This is a genomic window from Streptomyces sp. AA4, assembly GCF_000158875.1.
In the GTDB taxonomy this organism is placed as follows: Bacteria; Actinomycetota; Actinomycetes; order Mycobacteriales; family Pseudonocardiaceae; genus Amycolatopsis.
The window spans coordinates 3,833,978-3,848,711 of record NZ_GG657746.1; the positions used below are offsets into that span (position 1 = coordinate 3,833,978).

A 14,734-nucleotide genomic window follows, 5' to 3' on the forward strand; every position below is an offset into this window, starting at 1 on the left:
CCTTCACGGACATCCGGCGGCGGACTGCGGCGGGGTGTGAACGCAGCGGCGGCCCGGGAGTGGCAAGATCTGCGGTGTTCCCCAGGAGACCCGTTCCCGAGAACACCGCAGTGAGGATCGCCGCATGGCTGTGCCGCCCCTGCTCACGCTGAACAACTCAGTCGCCATTCCGCAGCTCGGACTCGGCATGTACCAGGTCCGGCCCGACCAGGTCGCGAAGGTCGTCGCGACGGCGTTCGAAGCCGGGTACCGCAGCATCGACACCGCCGCCATGTACGGCAACGAGGCCGAGGTCGGCGCTGCGGTGCGGGAGTCCGGGCTGCCGCGCGAGGACGTCTTCGTGACCACCAAAGTCTGGAACACCGACCACGGCTACGACAACACCCTGCGCGCGTTCGACCGCAGCGCCGAGGCCCTCGGCCTGGGCCCGGTCGATCTGTACCTGATCCACTGGCCGAAACCGGAGCTGGACCGCTACGTCGAGACCTGGCGCGCCCTGGAACTGCTGCTCAACGAGGGCCGCGTCCGGGCGATCGGCGTTTCGAACTTCGGCATCGACCACCTGCGCCGCCTGCTCGACGAGACCGACGTCGTGCCGGTCGTCAACCAGGTCGAACTGCACCCGTGGCAGCAGCAGGCCCCGCTGCGCGCGTTCCACGCCGAGCACGGCATCGCGACCGAGGCGTGGAGCCCGCTGGCCCGCGGCAGGCACCTGAACGACCGGGTGATCACGGCGCTGGCGGCGAAGTACGGGAAGACGCCCGCCCAGCTGGTCCTGCGCTGGCACCTGCAGCTGGGCATCATCGCGATCCCGAAGTCGGCGACCCCGTCGCGGATCCGGGAGAACGCGGACGTGTTCGACTTCGAACTGGCCGAGGACGACCTGCTGGCGCTGGCCGAACTCGACTCGTGAGACGCCCCAGCCGCTCAGGCCCGCGCTGACGGCGGCGCTGTGGCGCAGCTGGCTGCTCGTGAGTATTGGCGCCGGTTAGAACCGGCGTCTGCACTCACGAGGCGGTCCGCTCGGCCCAGGCGCGGTCAGGCGGCGCGCCCGGCCCGGTCAGCCGGTCTGTCCCGGATGCGCGACACCGCCCCAGCCCAGGCGCGGACGGAGGCGGTGCTGGCGTGGTCGGCGGTCAGGAAGCGCGAATGCCCGCCGCCGCGAAGTCGGCCAGCTGGGCCGGTTCCTTCAGGAACGCCCGGAAGCTCTGCGTGCCGCGCTGCTGGACCTCGTCGATCGACTGTCCGGCCAGGCCGACGAACGGGTAGTCGGCGGGCGGCCCGGAGCCGATCGGCATCGCGGGGGAGCCGATGACGTCCGGCTTGGCCTTCGAGAGCTGCGCGACCCAGTACGACGATTCCGGGATCCAGCCGTCGGGCAGGCCGCCGATCGTGTCGAGCGAGGACTTGCCGGTGAGCGCGTTCAGCACGTCGGAGGCGGGCTTGCTCTGCACGGCCACGTGCACGCAGCTGCCGTGCACCTGCGTCAGGTCCTGGTTCCAGCGCGCCGCCGCGGCCTCGACCGGCTTGGCGATCTGCGGGGTCACCACGATCCGGACGTCGGTGCGGCCGCCGTTGCAGCTCGCGGCCTGCGCCTCGGCGCGGTTGTTGAGCACGCTGTCGGCCCAGTTCCAGCCGACCACGCCGAGCGTGGCCAGCACTACGAGCCCGAGGGCCACGAGAGGCCACTTCGCGATCCGCCGGCGAGGCGCCTTCTTGGCGACGATCCGGTGCGACCCGGTCGTCTCGCTGCGGCCGGCCGGCCGCTTCGGCGGATCGAGAGGGTGCGGCACCGGCTCCTCGGGCAGGCTGTGACGCCCCATCGTTGTCCTTTCGTGACCTGCACAACACGCTCAGTTATGCAATCGAACCGTTATCACTCTATCAGGCCAGCGACCTGCAGTGAATACCGTTACGCAGAGTTGTCGGCTCCGCGGCCGGGCGACTCCGGCACGGGGTCCGGCGGCCGGGCCGGGTCCGCGAGCAGCCCTCGGCAGAGGCCGATGAGGCGGGCCCGCAGCGGCGCGGCCCGCTCGGCGAATCCGGCCTGGGCGCGGGCGTAGGAGGCCCGCCCCTCGGCGGTCTCGATCGGCACCGGCCGGTAGCCGTAGTCCGCTAGATCGTACGGGCTGGCCCGCATGTCCAGTTCGCGGACGTCCGCGGCGAGCGCGAAACAGTCGCCGACCAGCTCGGCGGGCACGAACGGATCGAGCTTGTAAGCCCATTTGAACAGGTCCATGTTCGCGTGCAGGCAGCCCGGCTGCTCCAGCGCGACCTGCGCTTCCCGGGTCGGCGCGAGCGTGTTCCGCGGCCGCGCCGGAGCGGTGAAGAACCGGAACGCGTCGTAGTGCCCGCACCGGATGTCCATCGACTCCACGACCTCGTCGGTCCCGGCCGACCCGAGCCGCAGCGGGACCTGCGCGTGCCGCACCGAGTCCGCGGGCTCGCGGTAGACCATGGCCCATTCGTGAAGCCCGAAGCAGCTCAGCCGCGGCGCCCGGGACGCCGTCGCCGAGAGCAGCTTCAGCACGAACTCGGCGGTGCGCGCCCGGCGGCCGGTGAACGCCGCCGGGTCGAGCATCACCCCGGCCTCGGTCTCGACGTAGGCCGGACGCTCGAGGAACCGCCGCGCGGACGCGCCCGCGAGCACGACGCCCGGACCGGGCTGCCAGCGTTCGAGGTGTCCCGGCCGGTGCGAGTAGTAGGTGAACAGGAAATCCAGCACGGGATGTTTCTCGCCCCGCGCCCGGCGTTCCTGGTGCGGCCCGGTCCACGCGCGCATCCGCTCGGCGTGCGCGCGCTCCCGGGCCTGCCAGTCCTCCTCGGCGAGCACGACCATGCTCATGCCGCCGCCTCCATGACGAGTTTCACGCTGGTCATCCGGGAGGCGGCGGCATGAGCGCCGATGATTCGCCGGCAAGCTGCGCTCATGCCGCCACGTGGGTGCCGTCTCGCACGGTCCCCACGTATTCCTCGACGAGGTCTTCCAGCGCCACCACGCCGACGGCCGCGCCGGACGCGTCGAGCGCCCGCGCGAGGTGGCTGCCTTCCTTGCGCATGGCCGAAAGCGCGACGTCGAGCCGCGCGTCCGACCGCAGTTCGGTGAGCGGCCGCGTCTTGTCGTCCGGGATCACCGTGCCGGGGTCCTGGCCGACGAGGTCCAGCACGTCCTTCACGTGGATGTAGCCGGTGAGCGAGCCGTCGTCCGTGCACACCGGGAACCGCGAGAACCCCGTGGTGGACACCGCGCGTTCGACGTCGCCGAGCGTCGGCCCGCAGGGGAGCGTCGTGAGTTCCGAGGTGGGCACCAGCACGTCCGCGACGGTCTTGGCGACCGACGACAGCGTCTGCGAAAGCCGCTGGTGCTCGGACTGGTCGAGCAGCCCTTCCTGGCGCGATTCGCTGAGCAGTTCGGCGAGTTCGTCGGAGCTGTACGCGGTCTCGAGTTCGTCCTTCGGCTCCACCTTCATCAGGCGCAGCAAGGAGTTCGCGACGAAGTTGAGGAAGGCGATGACCGGGTTCGCCACCTTCACCCACGCCACGTGCACCGGCACGAGCCACAACGCCAGCCGCTCCGGTTCGGCGATCGCGAGGTTCTTCGGCACCATCTCGCCGATCAGCACGTGCAGCATGGTGATGAACGCGAGCGCGAGGGCGAACGAGATCGGGTGCAGCAGCTGGTCGGGCAGGCCGAGCAGGTCGAAGAACCCGGACAGCCGGTGTGCGACCGCGGGCTCGCCGAGACGGCCGAGCAGCAGCGAGCAGATGGTGATCCCGAGCTGGGCCCCGGCGAGCATCTGCGAAACGTGCTTGCTCGCGTTGATGACGATCTGCGCGCGGGTCTTTCCCTGCTCCAGCAACGCTTCCAGCCGGTCGCGGCGCGAGGAGATCAGGGTGAATTCCGCGCCCACGAAGAACGCGTTGGCCAGCAGCAGGACCACGACGAGGGCGATGTTCAGCCAGTCGCTCACGCGGTCACCTCGCGTTCGGCCGGACGCACCTGGACCTCGGCGACGCGGTGCCGGTCCATGCTGGTGACCGCGAGCCGCCAGCCGTCGACCTCGACGGCGTCGCCCTCGGCCGGGATGGCGCCGAGCCGCTCCAGGATCAGCCCGGCGATCGTTTCGTAGTCGCCCTCGGGCATCCGGAAGCCGGTGATGTCGCGGACCTCGTCCGCGCGCAGCTGCCCGGACACGAGCCAGCGGTCCGCGCCGAGCTGCTGCGCGGCCGGGGCCTCGCGGTCGTCGTGCTCGTCGCGGACGTCGCCGATGATCTCCTCGACCACGTCCTCCAGCGTGACCAGCCCGGCGGTGCCGCCGTACTCGTCCACCACGATCGCGAGCTGGTAGCGCGAATCGCGCAGCCGGTTCAGCAGATCGTCGCCGGGCAGCGATTCCGGCACCGTCGGCACCGGGCGCATCGCCGAGCGGATCCGCGTGGTCGCGCGGTCCGCGGCCGGGACGGCGAACGCCTGCTTGACGTGCACCGCGCCCTGCACGTCGTCGAGATCCTCGGTGTAGACCGGGAACCGCGAGAACCCGGTGCGCCGGGAGATGTCGATGAGGTCGTCGATCGTGTCGTCCACGGTCAGCGATTCCACCTGCACGCGCGGGGTCATCAGCTCGTCCGCGGTGCGGTCGCCGAAGCGCAGCGACCGGTCCAGCAGCTCCGCGGTGGACGTGTCGAGCTTCCCGCTTTCCGCGCTGGAGCGGACGATCGAGCCCAGCTCCTGCGGCGACCGCGCGGACCGGAGCTCCTCCTGCGGTTCGATGCCGAACTTGCGGACGAGGAAGTTGGCGCTGTTGTTCATCAGCGTGATGAGCCAGCGGAACAGCGCGGAGAACCGGGCGTGGTAGCCGGAAACCGCGCGCGCGGTCGGCAGCGGCCGCGCGATCGCGATGTTCTTCGGCACCATCTCGCCGAGGATCATCGACAGGAACGTGGCCAGCACCAGCGCGACCGCGACCGAAACCCCGGTGGCCGCGGAAGCGGGCAGGCCGGTCGCGCCGAGCAGCGGGCGGACCAGGTCGCCGATGAGCGGTTCGGCCAGGAAACCGGTGATCAGCGTGGTGAGCGTGATCGCCACCTGCGCGCCGGAGAGCTGGAAGCTCAGCGTGCGGTGCGCCTTCTGCACCGTGCGCGAGCGCTTGTCACCGACCTGGCGGACGTCCGCGTCGACCGTGCTGCGCTCGAGCGCGGTCAGCGAGAACTCGGCGGCCACGGCGAGTCCGGTGCCGATCGTGAGAAGCAGGAAGAGCAGCACGCCGAGCACGGAAAGCAGGACGTGGATCACAGCGCACCGTCCGGGACGGCGGAACGGACGGCGGGCGGGAAGCCGGGTCGGGCGGGACCCGGCCCGGTACTGTCACCGGGCGATGGCGCGGCGCGCACGGATGGAAGTCACTCCTCGACAACTGGTTTGTACTGCGACGATGCCGACAATCGTACCGGGTCCGGGCAGCCGTGCCGCGAAAGGACGCGAACCCGGGTCCGCTTTTTCCTCCGGCCCCAGCCCGGCCAGCGGTGTTCGGCTTGCCGGGTGTGCCCGCGCGGGTCCGTCCACTGTGGCGGTTCGGCGCGGCCGGCCGGGAAGCTAGCCGCGCGCGCCCGGCCGGTGCCGCCGCACGGTCTCCTCGACCAGGTCGAGCACCGGGCCGAGATCGTCGCCGGGAAGGCCCATCGCGAGGTGCGACACGAGTCCTTCCAGGACGAGTTCCAGGAACGCGGTCAGCACGCTGACGTCGACGTCGTCGCGCAGGTTGCCCGCCTTGCGCTGCCATTCGAGGCGGTCGCGGGTGGCCTCGGTCAGCTGCTGCGAGCGCTCCGCCCACCGGCCGCGGAACTCCGGGTCGGTGCGCAGCCGCCGAGACACCTCCAGCCGGGTGCCGAGCCAGTCCGCCGGATGCTCGCTGTTGCCGGCCAGCAGGTCGCGCATGACCTGGACCAGGCCCTGTTCGGCGACGACGTCGGCCATCCGCACCGCGTCGTCCTCGGCGAGGGCGAGGAAGAGCGATTCCTTGTCGCGGAAGTGGTGGAAGATGGCCCCGCGCGACAGTCCGGTCGCTTCTTCGAGGCGGCGGACCGTGGCGCCCTCGTAGCCGTAGCGTGCGAAACACACGCGCGAGCCGTCGAGGATCTGCCGGCGGCGTGCGTCGAGGTGATCCTGGCTGACCCGTGGCATCCTGAAATCCTGACATCGAGGACCGGGTTCTCGCAATCCGTACGTACGTACTGTGACGTGACGGCGGAACGGAGGCGCGCGTCGCACCGGCGCGTCCTCGGCTGACACGACCGGGCCGGGTGACTACGCTGTGCACAGCACCACGTGAGCACCGGAGAGGGAGCGGCCTTGGTCATCGGCGAGTCGGGCCGTGCGCGGGGCGCGTTCGCCATGGACGCGGCGGAGCTGACCGCGGTCATCCGGCTGTGGGAGGACCAGCTGGGCAAGATCGCCGCCGACGGCCGCGCGATCGACGAGGTCCTCGAGGTCTTCGCCGCCCCCGGCGCCGACCCGGCGAGCGTCGAGTACGCCGCCGCCGGCGCGGATTCCCTGCGCACGCTGCGCGACCAGAACGAGGCGCTGCGCCGGTACGCCGCCGGATACCTCGACAAGCTGCGCGCCGCGCGGGACCGGACCGCCGAGGCGGACCAGGCCGGCGCCGACCTCAGCCGCGGCCGGTAAGCGGACGGCCCGGGCGCGCACGAAGGGAACCAGGTGGACGGCAAGCAGATCTTCGACAACTTCCGCGGCGGCGACACGTCCGGGTTGCGCGCGGCCGCGGCGAAGGTCCAGCAGCTTTCGGCGGCCTACCTGGAGCGCGCACAGAGCGTGAAGGACCTGCAGGAGCGCATGCTGCGCTCGTGGACCGGCGATTCCGCCGACGCCGCGAAGGCGGGCGCGGGACCGGTCGAGGCCGGGTTCCGGGAGTCCGCCGACCCGCTCGATCTGACCAGCGCGTCGATGGACACCCAGGCCAGCAGCTTCGAAAGCTCGCGGCACGCGGTCGTCGACGTGCCGCCCCGGCCGGAGCGGCCGCAGCCGTGGGCCGGTCCGCTGCAGGCGGTGCTGCCCGCGTCGGCCGCGCCAGTGTCCTTTCAGGACAGCATCGACCGGTTCCACAGCGCGAACGAGAACAACGTCCGGGTGATGGAGCAGTACCACGGCGTCACCGCGAACACGAAACGCGCGCTGCCGAAGCAATTCGGCCCGATCCTTCCGGACGGCGCCCCGATCCGCCGGACCACGTCGGACAACTCGACGACGCAGGCCGCCGCGAGCCACGACCGGAACGGCCCGGGAGCCGCGGTGCTGCCCGCTCCGGTCAGCGAACCGTCCCAGCGCGGCTCGGGCCCCGCGGTCGGCGGCGCCCCCGCCGCGCAGGGCGGCCCGGGCGACGGACTGCATTGGCGACCGGAATACCTGCTTGAGCCCGATCCGGAGGGCGCGTTCGGGGTGGACGGTTCGGCGACCCTGCCGGTTCTCGGCGACGAGGAGGAGTAGCCCGGTGGCCGATCCGGCGGGACGAGTGGACGTCCCGGTCGAAGCGCTCGCGGCATTGGCCGAACGCGAGCAGATGGGCCGGCTGCACGTGACGCTGCGGCCAGACCCGGCGTGGCTGTCGGAAACCGAGCGCGACGAAGCCGCGAAGCGGGTGGACGACGCGCTGGCGCTGGCCGGCCTGGTCGATTCGCGCGGGCGGGCCACAGCGGACTTCCTGGACTGGCTGCCGCTGCTCGTGCGCCCGGTCATCGAGTACTACGGCTGGGTCGCGACCGGCGACCGTACCTACGGCGTGCTCGCCGCGGCCAGCGGAATGCAGGCGGTGCTGGCGGTGTCGGACGGCGAACAGGTCGGCGTCCAGGAAATCGACCGCGAACGCGTGCTGGAAACTCTCGTCGAGCAGCTTCCCGCGGTCGGCCCGGGCGGCGGATACGTGCGCAGCGTGCGCGTCGCGGACCTGACCGAAGCCGCGCGCCGCGGCGAGGACGCTTATCCGTTGGACCCGGTGTTGTCGGACGTGCTAACCCTGGTGCAGCGTCCGGTGCACGGAAGCGGAGAGCTGTACGCGGGACGACGCGACGACGTCGGCCGGTACGTCCGGCTGGAAGAACCTCTGCACTACGCGGACACGGACTGGGGCCGGTACCTGAGCTACACCGTCGGGGCCGGGCCGGACGCGGAAATCCGGATCGGGCCGGCCGGCCCGGCGGAACTGTGCGGTGCGCTGCGGGCTCTGGAGCGCACCCTGAACTAGGGGAACGCTCTTGCGCTATCCGGAAATCGAACCGTACGACAGCGGCCTGCTCGACGTCGGCGAGGGCCACCGGGTGTACTGGGAAACCTGCGGCAACCCGGACGGCAAACCGGTCGCCGTCCTGCACGGCGGCCCGGGAACCGGCTGCAGCGAAGGAATGCGCCAGTTCTTCGACCCGGAGCGCTACCGAATCGTCCTGCTGGACCAACGCGGCAGCGGCCGCAGCACCCCGCACGCGGGCGACACCGTCGACGCACTGAACGCGAATACCGCCGCCCACCTGATCAGCGATTTCGAATTGCTGCGCGAAAAACTGGGCATCGAACGCTGGCAGCTCTTCGGCGGTTCCTGGGGCTGCGTACTAGGCCTGGCTTACGCGGAACAGCATCCTGAACGCGTAACGGAAATCGTCATGATGGGCCTGGCCACCGACCGCCAGAGCGAAATCGACCTGCTGACCGGCGGCCTGGGAGAAATGTTCCCGGAAGCCTACGCCCGCTTCCGCGAGGGCGTACCGGAATCCGAACGAGACGGCGACCTGGCCGCGGCCTACTACCGCCTGCTGACCGACCCGGACCCAGCAGTCCACGAGGCAGCCGCCAAACGTTGGTGCGACTGGGAATCCGCGATGCAACCCGGCGTCCCGCCCTCGCCGAAATTCGATGACCCCCGCTTCCGCCTGTGCTTCGCCCGCCTGGTCACCCACTACTTCTCCCAGGGCTGCTTCCGGGAAGACGGCGCGATCCTCCGCGACGCGGCAAAACTGGCCGGAATCCCCACAGTCCTGGTGCAAGGAATCCTGGACCTGAGCAGCCTCACCGGCACCCCCTGGCTGCTCGAACGCGCCATCCCGCACGCAGAACTGATCCTGGTAAGCGGCGCAGGCCACACCACCGCAGTCCCCTCCATGGAAACCGCACTAATCGCCGCCACAGACAAATTCGCCGCCACCGAGTAGGCGAAGCGCAGCTTCACCAGACACAACCCGCAGCCGCTCCACCCAACGAGCGAGGCACCCAGCCCCTGCCCCAACCCCGATACGAAGCCGCCCTGCGGTTCGGGTGCTTGTCAAGGCATCTTTCCCGCCTTGACAAGCACCCCCGAACCGTCAGCACAATGAAACTTCGGGGTGCCCCACGCAACCTCTCCGGCGCAATGTCGCCACCAGGCGACGAGCCGCTCAGGGAATCATCAACGCAGGCGCCGCCGAACCAAGCGACTCTTCCACCCGAGCGGCCCGCGTAGCTTCCGCCTGCCGCAAAGCAGTAACCCGAGGCGGTACCCGGTCCAAATGCCACTCCGCCAGCACCAACGCCACCTTGGCCTGCATCTCCGTCCGCAGCCGCAAGAACGAATCCGCCGGATCCGCCCCGACCTCCCCGAGCAACAACCACCAAGCCCAAGCCGCCGCCCCGGCATTGGCGATGAAGTCCGGAATCACCGCCACCCCACGAGCCGACAACGCAGCCTCAGCCTCCGGAGTAGTAGCCGCGTTCGCAGCCTCCACCACCACCTTGGCCTTGACGAGATTCTCGTTGTCCACCCGCAGCGCGTAAGAAATAGCCGCAGGCACGAAGATATCCGCGTCAGCAGCCACCACCGCCTCCCGCGGCAACGACTGCACCCCCTCCGGCAACCGCCCCCGGTCGACCTCCCCGAACCGGTCCCGCAGGTCCAGCAAGACCGGAATGTCCAACCCCTCCGGGTCGTACAACGTCCCGGCAGCGTCCGCGACGGCAACGACCTTCATCCCCGCCTCGTGCAGGTACCAAGCCGCACCGCCCCCCATCGTCCCGATCCCCTGGATGGCGACGGTGGTCTCCGGAACCGCCCACCCCCACGTGTTGGCGGCCCCCAGGCAAGCCTGCGCGACCCCGTACCCGCCGATCACGTCCCCCAGCAACTGCCCGCCGGGAACCGGCGCGTTCAGCCCGGCCTGGACCCGCCGAAGCGTGCGCGCCGGATCGGCCGAGCGGCGGATGGCGGCGTGGTACGACTGCTCCAGCCCGAGCGACGCGAAAACCTCGTCGATGAGGTGCTGCGGCACGCCCAGGTCCTCGGCGGTCACCCAGCTGGCGTCCAGCCAAGGACGCAGGAACTCGCAGAACCGGGTGAGCACGCCGGTCGCGCGCGGGTCCTTGGGGTCGAAGTCGATGCCGCCCTTCGCGCCGCCGACCGGGAGGTTGAACGCGGCTGTCTTGTTGGCCATGCCGCGCGCGAGGTCGGCGACCTCGTCGACGGTGCAGCCGGCGCGCATCCGCGTGCCGCCCGTGGCGACGCCGGAGACCAGGCTGTGCACGACCAGGTAGCCGTGCGCGCCGGTGACCGGGTCGGTCCACGTGAGCTTCATCAGCGGTTCGGCGATCCGCGGGTCCATCGAGCCACTCACCTCCTCGAGTCCTTGGCGGCGCGTTTCCGCCGCCTGCTTCCGAGGGTGGGGGCGGGGCCGGGCCCGCGTCCATTTACCGAATGTGCACGAAGTTGTTTAGGGTTCGTACATGGAGCTTTCGCTGCACCGCTTGAGGATGCTCCGCGAACTGCACCGCAGGGGCACGGTCACCGCGGCTGCCGCGGCGTTGCATTACACCGCTTCGGCGGTATCCCAGCAACTCGCGCAGCTGGAACGAGACGTCGGCGCGAAGCTGTTCGAACGGCTCGGCCGGCGGGTCCAGCTCACCGAACTCGGCATCCTGCTCACCGAGCACGCCGAGGAGATCCTGAGTTCGGTCGAGCGCGCGACGCTCGCGCTGGAGGAAGCGCAGGGCTCGATGTCCGCGCGGCTCACCGCGGGGGTCTGGGCGTCCGTGGCGTCCGGTCTGCTCCCGACCGCGCTCACCGCGCTGGCCGCGGACTACCCGGGAATCCAAGTGCGGACGAAGGAACTGGCCCCGGAGGCGACCGCGGACGCGGTGCGGGACGGCACCCTGGACCTGTCGTTCGTCATCGACTATTCCGATGCTCCGATGGAGTTGAGCGACGGGCTGGAGCGCGCGGTCGTGGCGGTGGAACGGCTGCACGCGGCGGTCCCGGCGGGCGCGCTGCCGTCCGCGACGGCGCCGCTCGACGCGCTGGCGGAGCACCCGTGGATCCTGGCGAGCCCGAAGTCCCATTTCGGCCGCGCGATCCGGATTGCCTGCCAGCGGCACGGTTTCCAGCCGAAAATCAACCACGAGGTCGAGGAACAGTCGACGGCGATGGCGATGGTGGGCGCCGGGCTCGGCGTCACCCTGGTGTCCGATCTGGGCCTGCGGCTGCTGCGCCCGCCGGGGATCGACGTGGTCGCGCTGGCCCCGCCGCTGCTGCGGACGGTGTCGATCGCCTACCGCCGCACGGAGATCCGGCGCCCGGCGCTGCACCTGGTGATCGGCGCGGTGCAGGAGGCGGCGGCGGAGCTGGGGCTGGGGACGGAACCCGCCCTGCCGTGACGCCGTCACCTCGGTGTCCGGTTCGGGCCGGCTGTCGGCGTCGTTCGCGTACGGCGGGGCGGCAGGCGGAGTCGGGGACGGAGCTTGCCCTGCCGTGCCCCGGGCGTCCGATTTGCGCGCTGCGGATGGCGTTGTTGGCGTGCTGCACGAAGATCCGGTACCCGGCCCCGAACCCCGCGCTGCCCGATTCGGGGTGCCCCGGATGGAGCAGCGCGACCGAGTTTGATCTGTTCAGTGAACTCCCAGGTCAACACAGATTACGAGGGTCTTATCGCTCGCCGCCGCGCCTTCTCGGCCCTGTTTTTGTCAGACCCCGCGTGTAGCGTCGCGAAGCGACGAGGTCCGGCCCCGCGGACCTCCTGAGGTGGACGGCGACAGATGACTGCAGTGCACGATTTTCCGGACAGATCCGGGAGTGCGGCGAACCTGACCGCGCGGGTGCTTGCCGACCGTGCGGAAGGGGAGCGGTACGTCGCGTCGGTGTGTTTCAAGCACGGCCCGCCGAGACTGCTCGGGGTGGAACTGGAGTTCACCGTGCACCACGCAGGCGACCCGGTCCGCCCGCTCGACCCCGACGTCCTCGCCACGGCGCTCGGCCCGCACACCCCGCGGACGCTGCGCCCCGACAGTCCCGCGGTCCCGCTCCCGGCCGGTGCGCCGGTGAGCCTGGAACCCGGGTGCCAGGTGGAGATCTCCGCTCCGCCGCAGGCCTCGCTGCGTGCCCTGCACGCGGCTGTGGAGGCCGACCTCGCTCATCTCACCGGACTTCTCGCCCGCCACGGCCTCGAACTCGGGGCCGCGGGCATCGACGAACACCGTCCGCCGCGGCGCATTCTGCGCACGCCCCGCTACGCCGCCATGGAACGCCGGTTCGCCCCGATCGGGGCGGGCGGCATCACCATGATGTGCAGTACCGCGGGCCTGCAGATCTGCGTCGACGCGGGCGAAGCGCACGAGGCCGCCGCGCGCTGGGCGGCCGCGCACGCGATGGGTCCGCCGCTGCTGGCGCTGTTCGCGAATTCCCGGGTGCACGCGGGATCCGACACCGGATTCGCGTCGGCGCGCTGGCTCGCGGTGATGGAAACCGAACCGGTCCGCACCCAGTCGCCCGAACCCGGGGCGGATCCGGCGCGCGAATGGGCCCGCCGGATGATGGACACGCCGCTGATGGTGTTCCCGCGCGGCGAACGGCCGTGGGACGCGCCCGACGGGCTCACCTTCGCCGAGTGGATCGGCGGCCGGGGCGCGGCCGCCGTGCTGCGCCGCCCGACGGTCGCGGACCTCGACTACCACCTCACCACGATGTTCACCCCGGTGCGGCCGCAGGGCTACCTCGAGCTGAGGTACCTCGACGGGCAGCCGCCGGGGGAATGGCTGCCGCCGGTCGCGCTGGTCACCGCGCTGCTGGCGAAACAGTCCACTGTGGACAAAGTGCGCGAGGTGTGCGCGCCGGCGGCCGGCCGCTGGGCCGACGCCGCCCGGTGCGGGATGGCCGACGCGCAGCTGGCCGCGGTCGCCCGGGAGCTGGTGGAACTGGGCATCGCCGGGCTGCCGTCCACCGGGCTGCCCGGGGACACCGTCGCCCGGCTCGCCGCCGGGCTGCGCGCGCGGGCCGCCGGAGTGCCGCGCCAGGACCGATGAGCAGGACCGAGAACACCGCCGGGCCGGGCGCCCGGCGAACCGGACTCGAGGAGTCAGGAGCCATGAGCACCATCCCCGAACAGAACCCGTTGCTGGAGCTGAGCCCGCAAGACCTGCGGGCGCACGCGGCCGCGGCCCTCACCCGGGCGCGCGAGCGCAGCGTGGCCCTCACCGACGCGGTCGACGACGAGGACCTCGTGCGGCAGCATTCGAAACTGATGTCGCCGCTGGTGTGGGACCTCGCGCACATCGGCAGCCAGGAAGAACTGTGGCTGGTCCGCGACGTCGGCGGCCGGGAACCGCTGCGGCCGGACATCGACGACCTCTACGACGCCTTCCAGCACGCCCGCGCGGACCGTCCGTCGCTTCCGCTGCTCGGCCCGGCCGAGGCCCGCGCGTACGTGAAGGAAGTGCGCGAAAAGGCGTTCGACGTCCTGGAAACCGCGCCGCTGGAGGGCCGCCGGCTTACCGAGAGCGCGTTCGCCTTCGGCATGATCACCCAGCACGAGCAGCAGCACGACGAGACCATGCTGGCCACCCACCAGCTGCGCAAGGGCGAACCGGTGCTGCACGCCCCGGAGCCGCCGCGCGCGCCCGCCCGGAAGCTGCCCGCCGAGGTGCTCGTGCCCGGCGGCCGGTTCACCATGGGCACCACCGCCGAACCGTGGGCGCTGGACAACGAACGCCCGGCGCACGAGGTCGACGTGCCCGCCTTCGTCCTCGACACCACCCCAGTCACCTGCGGCGCGTACGTCGAGTTCCTGGACTCCGGCGGCTACCAGGACCAGCGGTTCTGGAGCGAGCCCGGCTGGGCGTACCGGCAGGAGCACGACATCATCGCGCCCCGGTTCTGGCGCCGCGAACCGGACGGCTGGTGGCGCACCCGCTTCGGCGTGCGCGAACGCGTCCCGCAGAACGAGCCGGTCGTGCACGTTTCGTATTACGAGGCGGAGGCGTACGCGCGCTGGGCGGGCAAACGGCTGCCCACCGAGGCGGAGTGGGAGAAGGCCGCCCGATACGACCCGGCGAGCGGCCGGTCGCGGCGATTCCCGTGGGGCGACGAGGAACCGACCGCCGAGCACGCCAACCTCGGGCAGCGCCACCTGCGCCCGGCCGAGGCGGGCGCGTATCCGGCCGGCGCGTCGCCGCTGGGCGTGCACCAGCTGATCGGCGACGTCTGGGAGTGGACGAGCACCGATTTCCACGGCTACCCGGGCTTCTCGGCGTTCCCCTACCGGGAGTACTCGGAGGTGTTCTTCGGGCCGGAGTACAAGATCCTGCGCGGCGGGTCGTTCGGCACCGACGCGGCGGCGATCCGGGGCACGTTCCGCAACTGGGACTACCCGATCCGGCGGCAGATCTTCTCCGGCTTCCGGTGCGCGCGCGATCCGCGCCCGGGCGAGGCGGGCTAGC

The 14,734-nt window shown here is 71.3% G+C and carries 14 protein-coding genes; 8 read left to right on the forward strand and 6 right to left on the reverse strand.

Annotated features, from left to right (window positions below):
* Positions 1–124 precede the first annotated feature (124 nt).
* Entirely contained in the window at positions 125–913 is a 789-nt protein-coding gene (locus tag SSMG_RS17645) for an aldo/keto reductase (protein ID WP_009078052.1), read from the forward strand.
* A 223-nt stretch (positions 914–1,136) separates the two neighbouring features.
* On the opposite strand, the gene SSMG_RS17650 is transcribed toward SSMG_RS17645, so the two are convergent.
* The 5 genes from SSMG_RS17650 to SSMG_RS17670 form a co-directional block, all read right to left on the reverse strand.
* Positions 1,137–1,823 (reverse strand): substrate-binding domain-containing protein, encoded by a 687-nt coding sequence (locus tag SSMG_RS17650; RefSeq protein ID WP_009078054.1) that lies wholly within the window; start codon positions 1,821–1,823, stop codon positions 1,137–1,139.
* Positions 1,824–1,912: 89 nt separating this feature from the next.
* On the reverse strand, positions 1,913–2,845 hold the full coding sequence (locus SSMG_RS17655) for a hypothetical protein (protein ID WP_037714031.1): 933 nt from the start codon (positions 2,843–2,845) through the stop codon (positions 1,913–1,915).
* Between the two features lie 82 nt (positions 2,846–2,927).
* Positions 2,928–3,971 carry a hemolysin family protein gene (locus SSMG_RS17660; protein ID WP_009078058.1) on the reverse strand — a complete coding sequence of 348 codons (1,044 nt, stop codon included), beginning with the start codon at positions 3,969–3,971 and terminating at the stop codon, positions 2,928–2,930.
* A complete protein-coding gene (locus SSMG_RS17665; protein WP_009078060.1) occupies positions 3,968–5,293 on the reverse strand; it encodes a hemolysin family protein in 1,326 nt (441 codons plus the stop codon). The genes SSMG_RS17660 and SSMG_RS17665 overlap by 4 nt, the downstream gene beginning before the upstream one ends.
* Positions 5,294–5,593: 300 nt before the next feature.
* A complete protein-coding gene (locus SSMG_RS17670) occupies positions 5,594–6,181 on the reverse strand; it encodes a TetR/AcrR family transcriptional regulator (protein ID WP_009078063.1) in 588 nt (195 codons plus the stop codon).
* Between the two features lie 144 nt (positions 6,182–6,325).
* Here SSMG_RS17670 and SSMG_RS17675 point away from each other — a divergent pair, with 144 nt between their 5' ends.
* Genes SSMG_RS17675 through pip form a run of 4 tightly spaced genes read left to right on the forward strand, consistent with a single transcriptional unit; the run spans position 6,326 to position 9,213 of the window.
* The gene (locus SSMG_RS17675; RefSeq protein ID WP_009078065.1) at positions 6,326–6,682 is read left to right on the forward strand and encodes a hypothetical protein; all 357 of its coding nucleotides are present in this window, start codon (positions 6,326–6,328) and stop codon (positions 6,680–6,682) included.
* Positions 6,683–6,715: 33 nt separating this feature from the next.
* Entirely contained in the window at positions 6,716–7,501 is a 786-nt protein-coding gene (locus SSMG_RS17680; RefSeq protein WP_009078066.1) for a WXG100 family type VII secretion target, read from the forward strand.
* A gap of 4 nt (positions 7,502–7,505) precedes the next feature.
* Positions 7,506–8,255 (forward strand): ESX secretion-associated protein EspG, encoded by a 750-nt coding sequence (locus tag SSMG_RS17685; protein ID WP_009078068.1) that lies wholly within the window; start codon positions 7,506–7,508, stop codon positions 8,253–8,255.
* 10 nt (positions 8,256–8,265) lie between these two features.
* Positions 8,266–9,213: a prolyl aminopeptidase gene (pip, locus tag SSMG_RS17690; RefSeq protein WP_009078069.1), complete on the forward strand. Its 948-nt coding sequence runs from the start codon at positions 8,266–8,268 to the stop codon at positions 9,211–9,213.
* 222 nt (positions 9,214–9,435) lie between these two features.
* Here the strand turns inward: pip and SSMG_RS17695 are convergent, their stop codons facing one another.
* A complete protein-coding gene (locus tag SSMG_RS17695; RefSeq protein ID WP_009078072.1) occupies positions 9,436–10,644 on the reverse strand; it encodes a Glu/Leu/Phe/Val dehydrogenase dimerization domain-containing protein in 1,209 nt (402 codons plus the stop codon).
* Positions 10,645–10,753: 109 nt separating this feature from the next.
* Between SSMG_RS17695 and SSMG_RS17700 the strand changes: the two genes are divergently transcribed.
* From SSMG_RS17700 to egtB, 3 genes are all read left to right on the forward strand, one after another.
* A complete protein-coding gene (locus SSMG_RS17700) occupies positions 10,754–11,680 on the forward strand; it encodes a LysR family transcriptional regulator (protein ID WP_009078074.1) in 927 nt (308 codons plus the stop codon).
* 378 nt (positions 11,681–12,058) lie between these two features.
* On the forward strand, positions 12,059–13,321 hold the full coding sequence (locus SSMG_RS17705; protein ID WP_009078077.1) for a glutamate-cysteine ligase family protein: 1,263 nt from the start codon (positions 12,059–12,061) through the stop codon (positions 13,319–13,321).
* A gap of 62 nt (positions 13,322–13,383) precedes the next feature.
* Entirely contained in the window at positions 13,384–14,733 is a 1,350-nt protein-coding gene (egtB, locus tag SSMG_RS17710; RefSeq protein WP_009078080.1) for an ergothioneine biosynthesis protein EgtB, read from the forward strand.
* Position 14,734 lies beyond the last annotated feature (1 nt).